At 44.1% G+C, this 15640-nt stretch carries 15 protein-coding genes and 1 tRNA gene; 8 read left to right on the forward strand and 8 right to left on the reverse strand.

Features of this window, described 5'->3' with window-relative positions:
* Positions 1–62: 62 nt before the first annotated feature.
* Positions 63–560, forward strand: coding sequence for a TspO/MBR family protein (locus D0C36_RS06405; protein WP_117390716.1), 498 nt, complete (start codon positions 63–65; stop codon positions 558–560).
* A gap of 41 nt (positions 561–601) precedes the next feature.
* Entirely contained in the window at positions 602–1135 is a 534-nt protein-coding gene (locus D0C36_RS06410; protein WP_117390717.1) for a hypothetical protein, read from the forward strand.
* A 132-nt stretch (positions 1136–1267) separates the two neighbouring features.
* Here the strand turns inward: D0C36_RS06410 and tamL are convergent, their stop codons facing one another.
* Complete coding sequence (gene tamL, locus D0C36_RS06415; protein ID WP_117390718.1) at positions 1268–3655, reverse strand: translocation and assembly module lipoprotein TamL; 2388 nt, start codon at positions 3653–3655, stop codon at positions 1268–1270.
* Here tamL and D0C36_RS06420 point away from each other — a divergent pair.
* The 3 genes from D0C36_RS06420 (at position 3646) to D0C36_RS06430 (ending at position 4724) form a co-directional block, all read left to right on the forward strand.
* Positions 3646–4395: a TrmH family RNA methyltransferase gene (locus D0C36_RS06420; RefSeq protein WP_117390720.1), complete on the forward strand. Its 750-nt coding sequence runs from the start codon at positions 3646–3648 to the stop codon at positions 4393–4395. The two genes, tamL and D0C36_RS06420, sit on opposite strands and share 10 nt — an antisense overlap.
* A 47-nt stretch (positions 4396–4442) precedes the next feature.
* Positions 4443–4513 (forward strand) — tRNA-Cys (locus tag D0C36_RS06425).
* A gap of 31 nt (positions 4514–4544) precedes the next feature.
* Entirely contained in the window at positions 4545–4724 is a 180-nt protein-coding gene (locus D0C36_RS06430) for a spore protein (protein ID WP_117390721.1), read from the forward strand.
* A gap of 45 nt (positions 4725–4769) precedes the next feature.
* Here D0C36_RS06430 and D0C36_RS06435 read toward each other — a convergent pair whose 3' ends face one another.
* The 4 genes from D0C36_RS06435 to D0C36_RS06450 all read right to left on the reverse strand — a co-directional run bounded on the left by D0C36_RS06435 (position 4770) and on the right by D0C36_RS06450 (position 9267).
* Positions 4770–5303: an O-acetyl-ADP-ribose deacetylase gene (locus D0C36_RS06435; protein WP_117390722.1), complete on the reverse strand. Its 534-nt coding sequence runs from the start codon at positions 5301–5303 to the stop codon at positions 4770–4772.
* A 39-nt stretch (positions 5304–5342) separates the two neighbouring features.
* Positions 5343–5864, reverse strand: a complete 522-nt coding sequence (locus tag D0C36_RS06440; protein WP_117390723.1) for an acyl-CoA thioesterase — start codon at positions 5862–5864, stop codon at positions 5343–5345.
* Between the two features lie 48 nt (positions 5865–5912).
* The gene (locus D0C36_RS06445) at positions 5913–7169 is read right to left on the reverse strand and encodes a type IX secretion system plug protein (protein WP_117390724.1); all 1257 of its coding nucleotides are present in this window, start codon (positions 7167–7169) and stop codon (positions 5913–5915) included.
* Positions 7170–7344: 175 nt separating this feature from the next.
* Positions 7345–9267 carry an ABC-F family ATP-binding cassette domain-containing protein gene (locus D0C36_RS06450; protein ID WP_117390725.1) on the reverse strand — a complete coding sequence of 641 codons (1923 nt, stop codon included), beginning with the start codon at positions 9265–9267 and terminating at the stop codon, positions 7345–7347.
* A 158-nt stretch (positions 9268–9425) separates the two neighbouring features.
* Here D0C36_RS06450 and D0C36_RS06455 point away from each other — a divergent pair, with 158 nt between their 5' ends.
* Positions 9426–10457: a quinone-dependent dihydroorotate dehydrogenase gene (locus D0C36_RS06455; protein WP_117390726.1), complete on the forward strand. Its 1032-nt coding sequence runs from the start codon at positions 9426–9428 to the stop codon at positions 10455–10457.
* 213 nt (positions 10458–10670) lie between these two features.
* Here D0C36_RS06455 and D0C36_RS06460 read toward each other — a convergent pair whose 3' ends face one another.
* Positions 10671–11078 (reverse strand): EVE domain-containing protein, encoded by a 408-nt coding sequence (locus tag D0C36_RS06460; RefSeq protein ID WP_117390727.1) that lies wholly within the window; start codon positions 11076–11078, stop codon positions 10671–10673.
* A gap of 129 nt (positions 11079–11207) precedes the next feature.
* Between D0C36_RS06460 and D0C36_RS06465 the strand changes: the two genes are divergently transcribed.
* Entirely contained in the window at positions 11208–12167 is a 960-nt protein-coding gene (locus D0C36_RS06465) for a PAS domain-containing protein (protein WP_117390728.1), read from the forward strand.
* Here D0C36_RS06465 and holA read toward each other — a convergent pair.
* Positions 12164–13180 (reverse strand): DNA polymerase III subunit delta, encoded by a 1017-nt coding sequence (gene holA, locus D0C36_RS06470; RefSeq protein WP_117390729.1) that lies wholly within the window; start codon positions 13178–13180, stop codon positions 12164–12166. The genes D0C36_RS06465 and holA overlap by 4 nt on opposite strands.
* A 117-nt stretch (positions 13181–13297) precedes the next feature.
* Between holA and D0C36_RS06475 the strand changes: the two genes are divergently transcribed.
* Positions 13298–13750 carry a type I restriction enzyme HsdR N-terminal domain-containing protein gene (locus D0C36_RS06475; protein ID WP_117390730.1) on the forward strand — a complete coding sequence of 151 codons (453 nt, stop codon included), beginning with the start codon at positions 13298–13300 and terminating at the stop codon, positions 13748–13750.
* Here the strand turns inward: D0C36_RS06475 and D0C36_RS06480 are convergent.
* The gene (locus D0C36_RS06480; protein WP_147321942.1) at positions 13743–15596 is read right to left on the reverse strand and encodes an ATP-binding protein; all 1854 of its coding nucleotides are present in this window, start codon (positions 15594–15596) and stop codon (positions 13743–13745) included. The two genes, D0C36_RS06475 and D0C36_RS06480, sit on opposite strands and share 8 nt — an antisense overlap.
* Positions 15597–15640 lie beyond the last annotated feature (44 nt).

Genomic DNA, 15640 nt, shown 5'->3' on the forward strand with positions numbered 1-15640 from the left:
CTTATTTAAGCTGCTATATTCGTTTTAAACTATTTAGGAATATTTCTGCCTTTTGCACAGTCATGAATCAAGCCGTATCCAACAAAAAATTCCAGTTTATTCCGTACATCATTAGTCTGCTTATTAACCTTGCCATTGGTTTTGTGGCATCCATATTTACCCGGCCCGAAATTGAAGGCTGGTACCGCACACTTAAAAAACCCGGTTTTACCCCACCGGATATGGCCTTCCCCATCGCCTGGACCATTCTTTATATCCTCATCGCAACCTCAGCCTACCTGGTTTGGACCAAGCGCAATAATACCCCGGCCTTTAAAACCGCTTTGATTATTTACGCCCTGCAGCTGTTCTTTAACTTTTGGTGGTCGATCATCTTTTTCGGGTTGCACAGCATTCTTATAGCGTTGATTATCATTATTGCACTCCTGGTACTCATTATTCTTAATATAAGTTGGTTTAACCGTTTCAGTAAACCGGCAGCCTATCTGTTGGTGCCCTACTTGCTTTGGGTGGGCTTTGCGGCGTTGTTAAATCTCAGTATCTATATTTTTAACAAATAAAAAACGCTTATTTTTAGTGCTGTCAAAAACATTGGCGCATTATGAAGAAACTACTACTTATCTGCCTATTCCTGTTCAGCGCATCGGGCTTTTGTTATGCCGATAAAATTGCCATTGATAATTTTGTGGTAAAAGAGAATCCTTTTGCTAAAGATGAGATAGCCTTTGTTGCAGTTGATACAGCCGGTGTTATACAGGAGAACGTAAATGGTATCTTTTCATTCACCATCAACGGTTTTACCGAAGCGCTGAAGTTTGATAAAGGCACCGCTTTTTATCGCCATAAAATCGATAAATCGAGCTTTGTGTACTCGCGCCACCAAAACGATGACGGCACACACTCTATGCTATACTATATTTATAAAAGCGATAGCAAATTATCTCCTGTTAAAATAAGCTGGGTGGTGTTGGTAGCTATCCCTATCATACTAATACTTATAGGCTACATGTTTAAGCGCTTAATTATTATAGCCATTATAGCTTTCTGCGTATTCCTGTATTTTAACCATAGCAGCGGGCTAAGCATCCCTACCTTTTTCCAAAGCGTTATTGATGGGTTGAAGGGGATGTTTTAAGGCTGAGGGAGTCAAGAGTCAAGAGTGGAATGCTTCAAGGCAAACATTGTTTTTGATATGAATCAATAATTCGATAAATCATTAATTCAACGATTCACTCATCCACACCTTCCCACCTTCGCTCATTAAACTTTAGAACGGCAATCCGATACCAAAATTGAGTTGCATAAACGAGTAGCCATCTCCTACAATTTTACCGTTGCTGGTGTCTACGCCGGTTTTATTATCCTGCAGGTATTTTTGCTTGAAAGGGCCGTTTCCAAATATCTCATTAAAGTGTTTAATGAATACCCATTGGTCTGAGCCATTGAACTGCGGATCTTTAAATTTAAATGCGGCATCAAGCCTGAAAATAAAGAAACCCAAATCGAAACGTAAGCCTGTACCTATACCTATTGCTGTCCCATTCCATAAGTTGCCAAAGCTAAATTCGCCATTAGGGTTATCAGCCTGTTTGTGCAGGCGCCAAACGTTACCGGCATCCATAAAAAACGCGCCCTTTAGTTTAGATCCAAAGAAATTATCGGCCAGTTTATAACGGTACTCTGCATTGGCCAATATCTTCACCTCACCAAACTGATCAAGGAATTTTAACCTGGAGCGGGTAGTATCTGCCACACCACCGGTGCCGTAGCTGGCACGGTTAAACTGGCCCGGGCCTAAGTTACGCGGCAGCCAGGCACGCATATCGTTAGCACCACCAGCATAAAAGTTCTTCTCAAATATCAACTGGTTACTGTTGCCGTAAGGCACGCCTACACCGGGGTTAAAGCGGAAAATAAATTGTTTTTCGCCGCCCAGACTACGGTAGATGCGGAGATCGGCCTCTGTTTTAAAGTACTGCGAAAACGTATAGCCAAACATGGTACGCTGGCCAAGGCTATCGCGCGGCGCCCCTACCAGTTTACTCAATAATGCCAGGGTGTTGCCGCCCACATCAAGGTTGCCCCTAAAATAGATGAAGTTTTTGTACGAGTTAAGCTCAATAGCATTGTACTGGAAAGTGTACTGCGTTGCCGAAGTGAATGTAGTACGGCCTATCAGATACACATAAGAATACCTGTTTTGGCTCAGCAGCAGGTTACGTGCCGTAGGGTCAATGGTACCGTTAGAGAACTCGATGCTGATAGGCGTAATGGAATGCTGCTTGCGGAAGGTCTCGAAAAAGTCGTAAGTAACAGAGTTGATAAAGCTGCGGCGCTCCACCAATCCCTTCTGGTAAAACAACTGGAAGTTTGAAGAGAACGTTGTATGCGGCACACCAAACTTGGCCAGGTTAGGAAACTCAAATGGCAGCAATATACGCGGGTAAATAACACTTGCACCCACCCTGAAATCCTGGTTCTGAATTCCCTTTGTACCTGATCCATTATCGAATAAAATACTCCAGTTCAGTTTTAATTGCAAGGCAGCTGCCTGCTTAAATATATTACGGTTGGTAAACGTATTACCAATGTTATAGCCATACCGCCCGCCGTTGAACAAGAACTCGGCCTCTACCCGGTCTGTCATCCGCTTTAGCGGTACAATATCTATTTTGCTGTTGAGCCGGTTGGTACTATCGGACAGTTTCTCATAAGTGGGGTTGGGCACGTTACGGAACACATTCAACTCCGATAAACGCGAGGTGGTGATCATCTGGTTCTCGATGCTGTACTCATCCCCTTTTTTCTGGAACACATAATCCGTTACTGTACGGGGTTTAAACCTGCCCGAGTAATCAACAAACCTGAATTGGGAATCAACCTGTATCGTATCGGCTTTGCCCGTAGTTCGGCCGTTGCTGCGGGCAATGGTGATGAGCGTATTGTTCATTTTGTAAACAGGGTGCTCTTTCTTATTGGGCGGGTTATCAATCAGTATCACCACATCGGCAACGCTTTTACCCCAGGTGGTATCGGGCAGATAAGTAATGTACTGGCGATAAAAATCATAGTAGCCATACTTTTTCATTACCTGGTAAAACTGGTCGCGGTCATAAGCCAAACTATCCGTATCATAACGGCTACCAGGCTTTACGTGCGAGTATGAGTTGCGCGTATCGCGATAAATGTTGCGCACACGGCCGTCATAAATACTATCCTTATAATTGCGAATGTGAAACAGCGGCCCTTCCTGCGCAGTAAAATAGAGGGTTGCTTTACGTTTTTTTATAGCAATAGAATCGGTAACTTTTGCTTTGAGGTAACCTTTGTTAATGAGGAATTTCTGGATTTGATCGCGCGAGAAATCAACCAAATTACTATCCAATATAGCCGGGGCCTCGCCAATATTACGTTTTCCTTTTTTACTGAAGATGTAATAGATCTGCAGGTTTAACCAGTTATTTGGCTGCTGCTCTTTATCAACGTAATTTACGGCCAGTTCTTTAAACTCGTTATCAACACCCTTAATAACTATTTTGCGTACAATTGCCTGATCCTGACGGATACCGCGTGTAACACTGCAGCCCGACGCAATTATAAGCGCCAAAATATTTAATATTGCAATACGTAAAGTTACAGGGGTATATGCTTTCAAAATCTCAAATCAGTTTACTAAACTCGTTACAACAGAAAAAGTTTCGCAGAGAACATGGTTTGTTTATTGTGGAAGGATATAAATCTATTATTGAATTTGCAGATTCGGGCTATCATATCCACACCATATATCATACGGCTGATGCAGCTTCAAAATTGCTTAATTTATCCCGAAAAATAAACTTCCATGAGATTTCTTTGACAGAACTTGGGAAGATAAGCGCTTTAAAAACTCCTGCCGATGCCCTGGCCACCGTCAAAATGCCCGATAATGATGTTATCGACTCATCTTCACTTAAAAATAAATTCAGTTTGGTATTGGATGGCGTGCAGGACCCCGGCAATATGGGTACCATCATCCGCACGGCAGACTGGTTTGGTATAACCGATATTATTTGCTCTGAAGATACCGTTGATGTGTATAACCCTAAAGTGGTGCAGGCTACCATGGGTTCATTAGCCCGCGTTAATATTAGTTATACCGACCTAAAAAAATTTATTATCTACGCCGGACTGCCTGTTTTTGGAACTTTATTAAACGGTGATAATATATATACTACCCAATTTGGTGGCGAAGGATTGGTGATATTAGGCAACGAGGGTAATGGCATACGCCCTGATATACAGGAGTTAATAACAAAAGCCATCACCATTCCGCGCGTTGGCAAGGCCGAATCTTTGAACGTTGCCATAGCTGCTGCGATATGCTGTTCACAACTTGCTGCAAAAACCTTTAAATAAAAGTTGATTAGGAAATAATAATTACTATTTTTGCAGTCCTGAAAAATGGTCGGATGGCCGAGTGGCTAGGCAGAGGTCTGCAAAACCTCGTACAGCGGTTCGAATCCGCTTCCGACCTCAAGGTTTACAAAATATTTAAAATTAAAGTCATGGGCGTTACTCGTTTAAAAAGAAAAGATAGAAGAAACAAAACTACTTCTCGCTTAGAAGTTCAGTTTTTGAAACTGGCTACCAACATTGAGTTAGGCAGCCGTTCTGCACAGAAAAAAGGCAACCAAATTGATGCAAACAATGAGGTTTTAGCTAAAGCTGCTGCTGCTATCAAGTAATCTTCTCTCTTTTAAAAAGAAAGATCTTAAAAGCGTACTGACATATCAGTGCGCTTTTTTTGTGCTCAATAAGTTCTCGTAAAGCTTATAATTCTCATCATCAAAGCAGATAAAGATCACCTCTTCAATGGTCTCGTTATTCTGCAGAAAATCGTTAACCGTACTCACCGCTATCTCTGCAGCATCAGATTTAGGGAAATGATATATCCCCGTACTTATATTGGGGAAGGCAATGGTTTTGATATGATTATCAATAGCAAGATTTAAGCTATTGCGATAGCAGTTGGCTAAAAGTTCGCGTTGGTTACTCTTACCACCATTCCATACCGGGCCAACGGTGTGGATAACATATTTGGCAGGCAGGTTACCACCGGTAGTGATCACCGCCTCGCCGGTTGGGCAGCCACCCTGTTTGTTGCGGATGGCAATACACTCATCCAGTATCTGTTTACCGCCTGCGCGATGGATGGCACCGTCAACACCCCCACCACCAAGTAAGCTGGTATTGGCGGCGTTTACAATAGCATCAACGTTTAGTTTGGTAATATCGCCCTGCTGTAATTTTATACGCTTATCCATAAAAAGATAACCGCACAGCCAACACAGATGTTTTGCAGATTATTGCTTGTCGTGAAAGAACAGTGCTTTAAGCTCGGTGGCATCGTCGGCTTTCATTTTACCGGCCAGCACCAGCCTTAACTGGCGGCGACGCAATGCTCCTTCAAATAACTCTGTTTCTTCAGCAGTCTCAGGGATCAGGGCCGGTACCGGGATAGCCCTACCGTTTTGGTCTAATGCCACAAACGTGTAGTAGGCATCGTTGCTTTTTACTTTGGTGCCCGATGGGATGTTTTCGGCATACACATCAAGCCTAACCTCTACCGAGGTAGTAAAAGCTCGAGATACCCGGGCTTCAATAGTAATAACGTCGCCCAATTTTATGGGGTGGTGAAAAGAAACATTATCAACCGAAGCCGTTACCACAATGCGGTTGCAGTGTTTTTGCGCCGATATAGCCGCCGCAATATCCATAAAATGCAGCAACCTGCCCCCCATTAAGTTGTTAAGCGTGTTGGTATCATTGGGCAATACCAGCTCATTCATAATGGTATGCGAATCTTTAGGCGATTTTCCTTTCATGCGGCAAAGATAAGTTTTAAGCGGTAAAATCTATGCTAACATAGCAAACTACTGCTTAGAGCTGTTCAGTTCGCCGTAACCCACTAATTGCTCGTAACGAGAGCCTATCTGGCGGTAGTACACCAGCATCTGGTACTCGTTCTCGGTTTCGTAGTAATTGCCCTCTAAGAAGGTATCATCAGGCTTTTTGGTGGTATTGGGCACCCAAACGTATTGGTAATCGTACACACCTTGCTTTAGCTGCAGGCGGGTGTACCAGCGGCCGCGGTCGTCATACTGTAGCTTGCTGCGGTCATCCAGCTTATAATCATTAAACTGACCAACTATATAGGCCGTCCCCTCCTCTGCAGATTTGTTAGCTGCCAGGTTAAAATACATGTAAGCATAATCACCATCGCGGCGCGGGTCGGTGCCGTCTGTATTCAGGATAAAGAACTTGCCATCATTATCATACACGAGCGTATAGTTGGGCAGGTTGCGGCTTGGGTCGCCCAGAAGCATTACGGTATTTGCGGTATCCTTATAGATCTTGGATACTCGATCCGAGTTCAACTTCAACGTACGCGTATCAAAGTGCCTAAACTCATTACGGCCGGCAAAATCGTTAATGGTAACATCATTATAAACCAGTTGCGCTCCGCGGATATAGGTGGGAACGGTATTCAGCAAGCCGGTCTCGGGGCGAGCATTTTGCATAAGCAGTACCCTGACCTCTGCCCTCGGGTTCTGCACCTGTAAACCCGAGCAATCTACCGTAAAATTCACTTTTTGGTTGGTGCGCCTAAGCATCACGTTATTTGATGATTGCACGGTTGCCGCAACAGCCACCTTCCTTGTAACCACATACAAGCGGCGGGTAAGGATCATTTTCTGCTGATCGCCATCCTCATAAACCTTCAGGATATAATTGCCCGATATTTTGGGGATGATGTTACTGTTGGGCAATTTAAGCTCGTAGTGCGTATATTTTTGATACGTGGCCGATGAGTAGATGTAATCGTTAATGCGATCGTCTGTATAACTTTCCAGGTACTCTGCCGGTGATAGTTTTGATGGCTGCCAATTGGCATCGCAATGCTGCAAGGTGTAATTGAAAGTACGGGTACCGCCGCTCAGGTCATCAAAGCCGAGGATGACGTTTTCACCACTGCCTAATGTAATGATGGGGAATGATGATGTTTTTTTTGAGTTATAAAACTCAACGCTTTTTATTTCGTGCCGGTAAACATTGTTCCCGTAAGGCGGGGTTTGGGCATTGGCCTTTAGTGATAAAGCAGCAAGAAAAATCAGTAGCGTTTTTTTCATTTATGCAAGATAAACACAAAACGCCGTCATGCCGAATTTATTTCGGCATCCCACGGATAGGTCAACCGTTATTAGCGTGTGATATCCCGAAATAAATTCGGGATGACGTTATGGAAAGGTTACAAAAAAGGGCAATTGCTACTACAACTGCCCCCTGCTGCTAAAATCCTATATCCTACCCTTCCAGCTCCATTATCTGTTCGGCCAGGGCTTCCCAGCGGGCCTGCTGCTCGCGCATTTCCAGTTTCTTTAACTGGTAGGTATCTGTAAGCTGTTGTAATTTTTCAGCCTGATTGTAGATGCTGTTATCCGCCAGTTGGGCTTCCAGGTCTTTAACTTCTTTCTCCAGCTTGCTAACCAGTTCTTCTAATTTACTCAGGTCCTGGTTCATTTTCTTTAGCTGCTGCACTTTGTTATTATCGGCAGGCTGCTTAACAGGCTCCGGCTTTTTCTCTTCCTTTTTTGGCTGAGGTGTAGCCACTGCTTTTGGGGTTTCTATTTTACGTTTGGCATTCCACTCATCGTACTCCTGGTAGGTGCCCGGGTATTGTTTTATCTTTTGGTCTTCAATGAACCAGATCTTGTTAGCCACGTTGTCAAGGAAATACCTATCGTGCGATACCACTATCACCGTACCTTCGTACTGTTGCAATGCCTGTATCAGGATGTTTACTGATGCCATATCCAGGTGGTTGGTAGGCTCATCCAGTACCAGGAAGTTAGCATCGGCAGTAAGCGCTTTAGCCAGCGCTACACGCGATTTCTCGCCACCCGATAGTACTTTGATCTTCTTAAATACATCATCGCCCGTAAACAGGAAAGAACCTAATATAGAGCGCAGCTCTGTCTCGTTATGCTTTGGCGCAAATGATTGCAGCTCCTGTAAGATCTGATTTTCCAGGTGTAAGCTCTCTAACTGGTGCTGCGCAAAGAAGGTTTGTGTAACGTTATGCCCTGTTTGTGCCGTGCCCTTGTAATCGCTATCGGCACCTGCCACAATGCGTAACAGGGTTGATTTACCTTTACCGTTGGCACCTATCAACGCAATTTTATCGCCTTTTTCTATGATTGCCTCAGCATCCTCCAAAATATCAATGGCCGGGTATTTCTTGGTGATATGCTCCAGCGTAACCACGTGTCTGCCAGATTGCTTGCTGAATTTGAAGCTGAAGTTCACCTCAGGGTTATCATCATCCACATCATCAATACGCTCCAGCTTATCCAGCATTTTGATACGCGATTGCGCCATTTTAGCTTTTGAAGCCTTGGCACGGAAACGCTCAATTAAACGCTCTTCCTGCTTTATTTTTGATTGCTGGTTTTTAAACTCACCACGTTGTATCTCGGCACGTAATTCTTTCTCTTCCAGATAGAAGCTATAGTTACCCGCGTAAACCGTCAGTTTACCCTTGCGCGATTCTACCGTGCGGTTGATCACCTTATCCAAAAACCACCTATCGTGCGATACGATGATAATGGCACCGGTAAAGGCTTTCAGATACTCCTCTAACCATTGGATAGACGGTAAGTCCAGGTGGTTGGTAGGCTCATCCAGCAGCAGGATATCGGGTGCCTGCAAAAGGATCTTGGCCAGCATCACGCGCATGCGCCATCCACCCGAAAAGGTGCTTAGCTTACGTTGACAATCGGCCTCGCTGAAACCCAGACCAGCCAATATCTCGTGTGCTTTATACTCAATGTTATAGCCATCAAGCAGTTCAAACTCGTGCTGCTTGTCGCTCAGTTTATTTAGCAGGTCTTCGCTGTAATCGCTTTCCAGCTTTTTAAGCAGGCCTTCAATTTCATCATGCAGCTGGTTTTGGCGCTCAAAGGCTTCCATGGCAACGTGCACAATATTTTTATCAGATGAGTATGATAGCAGGTCCTGGTTAAGGTACCCCATGGTAAGGTCCTTAGCCATTGATACGGTGCCCGATGTTGGCTTATAATCGCCCACAATGATCTTTAACAGCGTGGTTTTACCGGTACCGTTGGCACCAATAAGGCCAATTTTCTCGCCCGGTTTTATATGCCAGTTAGCTTCATCATACAGGGCCCGCGCACCAATCTCAAACGTAAGGTTATTTATAGCTATCATTTCGGGCGCAAAGATACGGTTTTGAGGGGAGAGGTGAAAGGAGAAAGGTTAAAGGTAAAAGGCATCGAAGCACCATTTTAGCTAACTGCGTTAAAAGCAAAACCTTTCACCTTTAACCTTTTGCCTTTAACCTAATATGAAATAATTAACTTCGCGGCATGTATCAATTGATCAAACCGCTGCTTTTTAAGTTCGACCCGGAGAACGTACATTATTTTGTTACCCGCAACCTTAAGCGTTTCAATAAATTTCCCGGTGGCAAGGCCCTAAGCAAAGCCATCTGGACCATGGATGACAAACGCCTGGAACGCGAAGTTTTCGGCCTGAAGTTTAAGAACCCGGTGGGCCTTGCAGCCGGTTTTGATAAAAATGCAGAGATGATAGCCGAGATGGGCAACCTCGGTTTCGGCTTTATTGAGGTGGGTACCGTTACCCCCCTGCCTCAGCCCGGTAATCCTAAGCCGCGGATGTTTCGCCTGCCGGCAGATAGCGCATTGATCAACCGCATGGGTTTTAACAACTTTGGTGTTGATGTAGCGGCACAGCGTATTGAGGCTTACCGCAAAAGCATTAAACCTGGCAAAGAAGCTTTGATCATCGGTGGCAACATCGGTAAAAACAAGGTTACCCCTAACGAGGACGCCGTAAGCGATTACATCAAATGTTTCGATAGGTTGTTTGATGTGGTTGATTATTTTGTGGTGAACGTAAGTTCGCCCAACACACCCGGCCTGCGCGAGCTACAAGAGAAGGAGCCCCTGATGAACTTACTTAATACCCTGCAGCAACGCAACAGCAAAGATGGTATCAGCAGGCCTATCTTATTAAAAATAGCACCCGATCTTACGGATTCCCAATTAGATGATATTGCCGACATTGTTAAACAAACGGGCATTGCAGGTATCATCGCTACCAATACTACCATCAGCCGCGAGGGATTGGTTTCAAAACATAAAGATGAAACCGGTGGCCTAAGCGGCAAACCTGTAACCAAACGCTCTACCGAGGTGATCCGTTACCTGCACAAAGCATCAAATGGCGCATTCCCTATCATCGGCGTAGGCGGTATTCATTCTGCAGAAGATGCTTTAGAGAAACTGGAAGCAGGTGCTTCATTGGTGCAACTGTACACGGGCTTTATTTACGAAGGGCCGGGATTGATAAAGAGGATATTGAAGAGGCTGGTGTAGCGTTTTGCACGCTGTTACGAGTTAACTTTAAACACTGCGTCATTGCGAGGCACGAAGCAATCTCCGAACTATACAGAGCGGATATGCCTGTGTACAGATTGCTTCGTACCTCGCAATGACGCGCGGGGAGAGCATCGCTGTCGCTTGTTCGAAATGACACCTTTGTTTTTAAAAAAACAAAAGGCATATCTCCCGATATGCCTTTTCAATTTCTTATTCTCCTGCCAGTTCCAGTATCCTGTCAAACTCTTCGCGCGTGACTGACATTACCGATAGGCGGCCCTGCCTTACCAACCCGATGTCTTTAAGGCGCTCGTCGGCTTTTATTTGCTCAAGGGTTACGGCTTTTTTGAGGTTTTGTACCGGCTCAAGGTCAACCACTACCCAGTTCTTGTCGTCAGTGGTGGGGTCCTGGTAGGCTTCTTTTACCACGCGGGCAATGCCTACAATTTCTTTACCCTCGTTACTATGATACCATAGCACAAGGTCGCCCACTTGCATACCGCGCAGGTTGTTGCGGGCCTGGTAGTTGCGTACGCCATCCCAAAAGGTACGGCCTTCCTGGTTAAATTTATCCCAGCTATATTTAAAAGGTTCTGATTTTACGAGCCAATGGTTCATGCTGCAAAATAAATAAATATCGGCGATTTTAACGCGACTGTTATTTATCAAAATTAAATAGCCGCAAATCTCAAATTATCAATAAATTAGTGTTCACAGTTAATTGCCGGTGCGTAATAAAAGCCAAATATGAGCCTGCAGATCAAGAAAGACGACGCAACTTTTAAAGCCCTTTTTCATCACAACCCCTACCCCATGTGGATAGTGGAGATAGATACCCTGCTATTTAAAGAGGTTAATGAAGCAGCCATAAAACACTACGGCTACAGCCGCGATGAGTTTTTGAATGAGATAACCCTGGCCAACATCCGCCCGTTTTACGAGCAGCAGGAAATGCTTGATCTGATACGCCGCATTAAACACAACCAAACCATTACCACCGAGCTTACGCATATTCTTAAGGATGGCTCTATCATCTTCGTAAATATCACCTCGTTCACGGTTGATTATTATGGCGCACACTGCCGCATGGTGATCATCCACGATATTACCGAGCAACGCCTTAAAGACCTTAAACTTACCGAAGCGGTTGACCGCATTAACAAAACTCTTGAAAGCATTACCGATGGTTTTATTACGATGGACAAGCACTTCAGGGTTACTTATTGGAACAAAGAGGCTGCCCGCATACTGGCCATTACCCGCGAGGACATTTTAAACAAACAGCTTTGGGAAGTGGATACGCGGTACCATGAAATGGAGCTTTACAAGCAATTGCATAAGGCCTTGCAAAGCATGCAAACCAATAAATTTGAGCAGTATATACCTCAATTACATAAATGGGTTTGCTTTACCATCTACCCGGGTAAGGATGGGCTTGCTGTATACTTTCAGGATATAACGGCGCAAAAACGCGGTGAGGAAGAGTTGAACGAGAAGAACGAAAGCCTTAACCAGATAGCCTACATCAACTCGCACCTTATACGTAAACCACTGGCAAATATCCTGGGCATCATTAACTCAATGGAAGGCATCGCCCACAACGATTACATGGAAGAATCACTGAAAATGTTGCGGCGCAGTGCGGTAGAACTTGACAACATTATTAAAGACATCAACAACCGCGTTGAAAGGTCAAACCGGCTTTAGTGCATTATTTTATACACCAGCTCTTTCATTAGCCCGCCGTGGCCGGTGTTAGAGTCGAGGCCTTTGCTTTTAAGATCGTATTCGCGCAGGTAGCTGATCACCTGGAAGGTTTTGGCGAGGTTATAGCCTCGGGCTGCCTGTTCATAATCTTTTAAAAAATACGGACTAACACCCAGTTCCTTTGCCGCGTTTGCCTTATCCCTTACGTAATGATAAGCCAGCACCTTGCTGAAGAAGTTATTCAAATTACCCAACACTAACACAATAGGATTAGCTTTAGGGTTAGCTTCAAAATAATTCACAATCTGGTTCACCTTATAAGGATCTTTCCTTATCAAAGCAGATTGTAGCTCAAATACATTATACTCTTTACTAATGCCGATATTATCCTGAATATCCTTGAGCGAGATCTCCTGCCCCTGCGGGATGTTAAGCATCAGTTTATCCAGTTCGTTGGCGATCTTAGAAAGATCATTACCCAGGTACTCGGCCAGCATGGCACTCGCCTGTGGATTTACTTTGTATTTTTTATCACTGATGTATTCTTCAATCCAGCCCGGTATCTTATTATCATACAAACCTGCCGATTCAAATATCAGCCCGTTCTTTTCAATGGCTTTATAGGTTTTCTTGCGCTTATCAAACTTGCCATATTTGTAGCAGAAAACTAAAATGGTGCTTGGCAGCGGTGCCTCAAGATAAGCCAGTAAAGGATTGATACTTTTTTTATCATCATCATCACGGCCCCACTTCATATCCTGGGCCTCTTTAACCATCACCACCTGGTAGTCGCTCATCATGGGGTAACGCTTGGCGGCGTTAATGGCGGTCATCACATCGGTATCCTTACCGTATAAAACAGTTTGGTTAAAGCCTTTCTCGGCATCAGATAGTACATTACGCTCAATGTAGTTGCCTATCAAATCAATATAATAAGGCTCCTCGCCGTGCAGCAGGTACAGCGGTTTAAACTTACGGTTCTTAAGATCTTTGATGATATCGTGAGCGGACATTGTAAGTCAAAATTAAAAATTAAAAAGTCAAAAGACCCCAGTTTGTGGATAAAAGCCGAGAACTTTCCAAAAGTGCTGTTTTTTAATTTTTAATTTTGACTTTTGACTTCCAACAAAATGTTACAGCCCCTCAATCTCCCGCCCTATCCTTTTAAACTGACCGACGATAACGGAACGCTGAGTATTTTTGACGAGTTGCGCAAAAAGCAGATCATCCTCACGCCCGAGGAATGGGTGCGCCAGCATTTTGTACAATATCTTATTAAAGAAAAGGGCTATCCAAAAGGATTGATAAAACTGGAAGGTGGCTTAAAGCTCAACGGATTGGCAAAGCGTACAGATATCGTGGTATTTAACTCTGCCGGAGAAAGGATATTGTTAGTAGAATGCAAGGCTCCTTCTGTTGCTATAAGTCAGGCTACATTTGACCAGGCTGCACGATATAATATGGTGCATAAAGTTGCCTTAATGGCCGTAAGCAATGGTTTACAACATTACTATTGCAGCATTGACCACCAAACAGAAAGTTATCGCTTTTTAGAAGAATTGCCTGCCTACAAGGTTATTTAATAGTGGCACCTACCAAATTCTTTATCTTTTCCATCAATTCATCAGGTTTAAACGGTTTGGCCACATAATCGTTCATACCGGCGGCAGTAACCTGTTCGCGGATATCAAACAATGCCGATGCCGTAAGGGCAATAATAGGGATACCGGATTTGGCAGGATCGGGCATTTTACGGATTTCCATTGAGGCATCAAAACCATTCATAACCGGCATTTGCAAGTCCATCAATATCACATCAAAGTTACCGTATTGGACTATTTCAACCGCACGTTCGCCGTTCTCGGCTATGGTTGGCGTGATGTTCCATTTAGAGAAAAGCTTTTTCATCAGCATCACGTTAACGGGGTTATCTTCGGCAATCAATACCCTAAGGCCACTTGGCTCTGGGGCAGGTATAAACTGCTCGGTAACGGGCTGCTGTTCTCCGGCAGCTTCAACAGGTAATGATTCCTGTGCTTTAGTTAACGTAGATTCTTTAACCGGATTATAAACTTCGGTAGATACCGGGAACTCCATATTAAATGAAAACTCCGACCCCTGATCAACCACACTGTTCACATTCATCTGCAGGTTTTGCAGCTCAAGTAAACGTTTTACGATAGCCAAACCTAAACCGGTACCACCGTATTGGCGCGTAGTAGTTACTGATTCCTGTGTGAATGGTTCAAAAATACTCTCCAGGTTCTCAGGCTTGATGCCAATACCGGTATCTTTTACCGAGAAACTTACCGTGATATTGTTGTGGCGGTCTTCTACACAAGTCACACGTACCCATATACTACCCTGGGCGGTAAACTTAATGGCATTACTCACCAGGTTAAATATGATCTGTGTTAAACGTGTAGGGTCGCCAAATACCAGTTTGCGGCGCAGGGTGCTATCAACATCCAGTTTAAATAACAAACCTTTTTCTTCGGCTTTAATGATCTGCCCGCCGCAGATGTTCTGCATCAGGTCTACCAGGTTAAATTTGATCTGCTCAAAAACGATCTTACCCGATTCTATTTTGTTAAAGTCCAGTACATCGTTTACAATAGCCAGCAGGTTATTGGCCGAGAACTTCAGGATCTCGAGGTTCTCGCCCTGGTCTGCCCTCGGATTGTTCATCAGCAGCAGGTTGGTCATCCCGATAACGGCATTCAACGGAGTGCGGATCTCATGCGACATGGTTGATAAGAACTCCGATTGCGCCTGCGATGATTTCTCTGCTTTTTCAATCGCCCTTTCAAACTTCACGTTCAAAGCTGCTTGTTGCTCGCCGGTATCTTTAAGCTGTTTTATATTAGCAATAAAGGTGGTGTAAAAGTGGCTATTGATGAATATGATGAGGATAAAATTAACGCAGGCTGCGATGATATCAGTGGCTTCATCGGCACGCTCGGGTTTAAAGGCAATGTAGTAGTTATGATCATACTTCATCACCATAAACAGCAGCACCGGCAGCAAATTAAGCAACGAATAAAACATGCCCCAGTTTTGCCCCAGCATGTAAAAGCTGAAAACGATAATAAGGATGATGATCTGGATGGTGATCACATTTACATCCTGCAATATCACAAACACGCTGGAGAGGTTCACCAACGTACCAATTACAAGTGTTAGATGAGATATACTGCGCCAGTGCGGCTTAAATGTAAGGTATTTAAACAGAGCAACTACTGAAATAAGGACAGCGCCGGCAGTGGTTGTCATCACATCAAGCCCCTGCAGATAAACGCTCAGAAAAAGTGCACCTACACCAACTATAGCTAACAAAAAACCATAATAAAGTAAGCGTATCCGGGCTTTATCCAGATACGACATTTCGTCTGTTATGATCCTGTTTATCGAGAGGTTGAAAAAGTTCACTTAATTACCGCAGTTTTAACAAACTAATATAATGATTAATGCTT

This window comes from Mucilaginibacter conchicola, assembly GCF_003432115.1.
Classification (GTDB): Bacteria; Bacteroidota; Bacteroidia; order Sphingobacteriales; family Sphingobacteriaceae; genus Mucilaginibacter; species Mucilaginibacter conchicola.

Excerpts from the sequence above, each read along its gene's own strand:
- D0C36_RS06450 (WP_117390725.1), bottom strand. The coding sequence starts at position 9,267 with ATGATAGCTATAAATAACCTTACGTTTGAGATTGGTGCGCGGGCCCTG.
- D0C36_RS06475 (WP_117390730.1), top strand. The coding sequence starts at position 13,298 with ATGTTACAGCCCCTCAATCTCCCGCCCTATCCTTTTAAACTGACCGAC.
- D0C36_RS06460 (WP_117390727.1), bottom strand. The coding sequence starts at position 11,078 with ATGAACCATTGGCTCGTAAAATCAGAACCTTTTAAATATAGCTGGGAT.
- D0C36_RS06465 (WP_117390728.1), top strand. The coding sequence starts at position 11,208 with ATGAGCCTGCAGATCAAGAAAGACGACGCAACTTTTAAAGCCCTTTTT.
- D0C36_RS06420 (WP_117390720.1), top strand. The coding sequence starts at position 3,646 with ATGCTTTCAAAATCTCAAATCAGTTTACTAAACTCGTTACAACAGAAA.
- D0C36_RS06435 (WP_117390722.1), bottom strand. The coding sequence starts at position 5,303 with ATGGATAAGCGTATAAAATTACAGCAGGGCGATATTACCAAACTAAAC.
- D0C36_RS06440 (WP_117390723.1), bottom strand. The coding sequence starts at position 5,864 with ATGAAAGGAAAATCGCCTAAAGATTCGCATACCATTATGAATGAGCTG.
- D0C36_RS06445 (WP_117390724.1), bottom strand. The coding sequence starts at position 7,169 with ATGAAAAAAACGCTACTGATTTTTCTTGCTGCTTTATCACTAAAGGCC.
- D0C36_RS06405 (WP_117390716.1), top strand. The coding sequence starts at position 63 with ATGAATCAAGCCGTATCCAACAAAAAATTCCAGTTTATTCCGTACATC.
- D0C36_RS06430 (WP_117390721.1), top strand. The coding sequence starts at position 4,545 with ATGGGCGTTACTCGTTTAAAAAGAAAAGATAGAAGAAACAAAACTACT.
- D0C36_RS06455 (WP_117390726.1), top strand. The coding sequence starts at position 9,426 with ATGTATCAATTGATCAAACCGCTGCTTTTTAAGTTCGACCCGGAGAAC.
- holA (WP_117390729.1), bottom strand. The coding sequence starts at position 13,180 with ATGTCCGCTCACGATATCATCAAAGATCTTAAGAACCGTAAGTTTAAA.
- D0C36_RS06410 (WP_117390717.1), top strand. The coding sequence starts at position 602 with ATGAAGAAACTACTACTTATCTGCCTATTCCTGTTCAGCGCATCGGGC.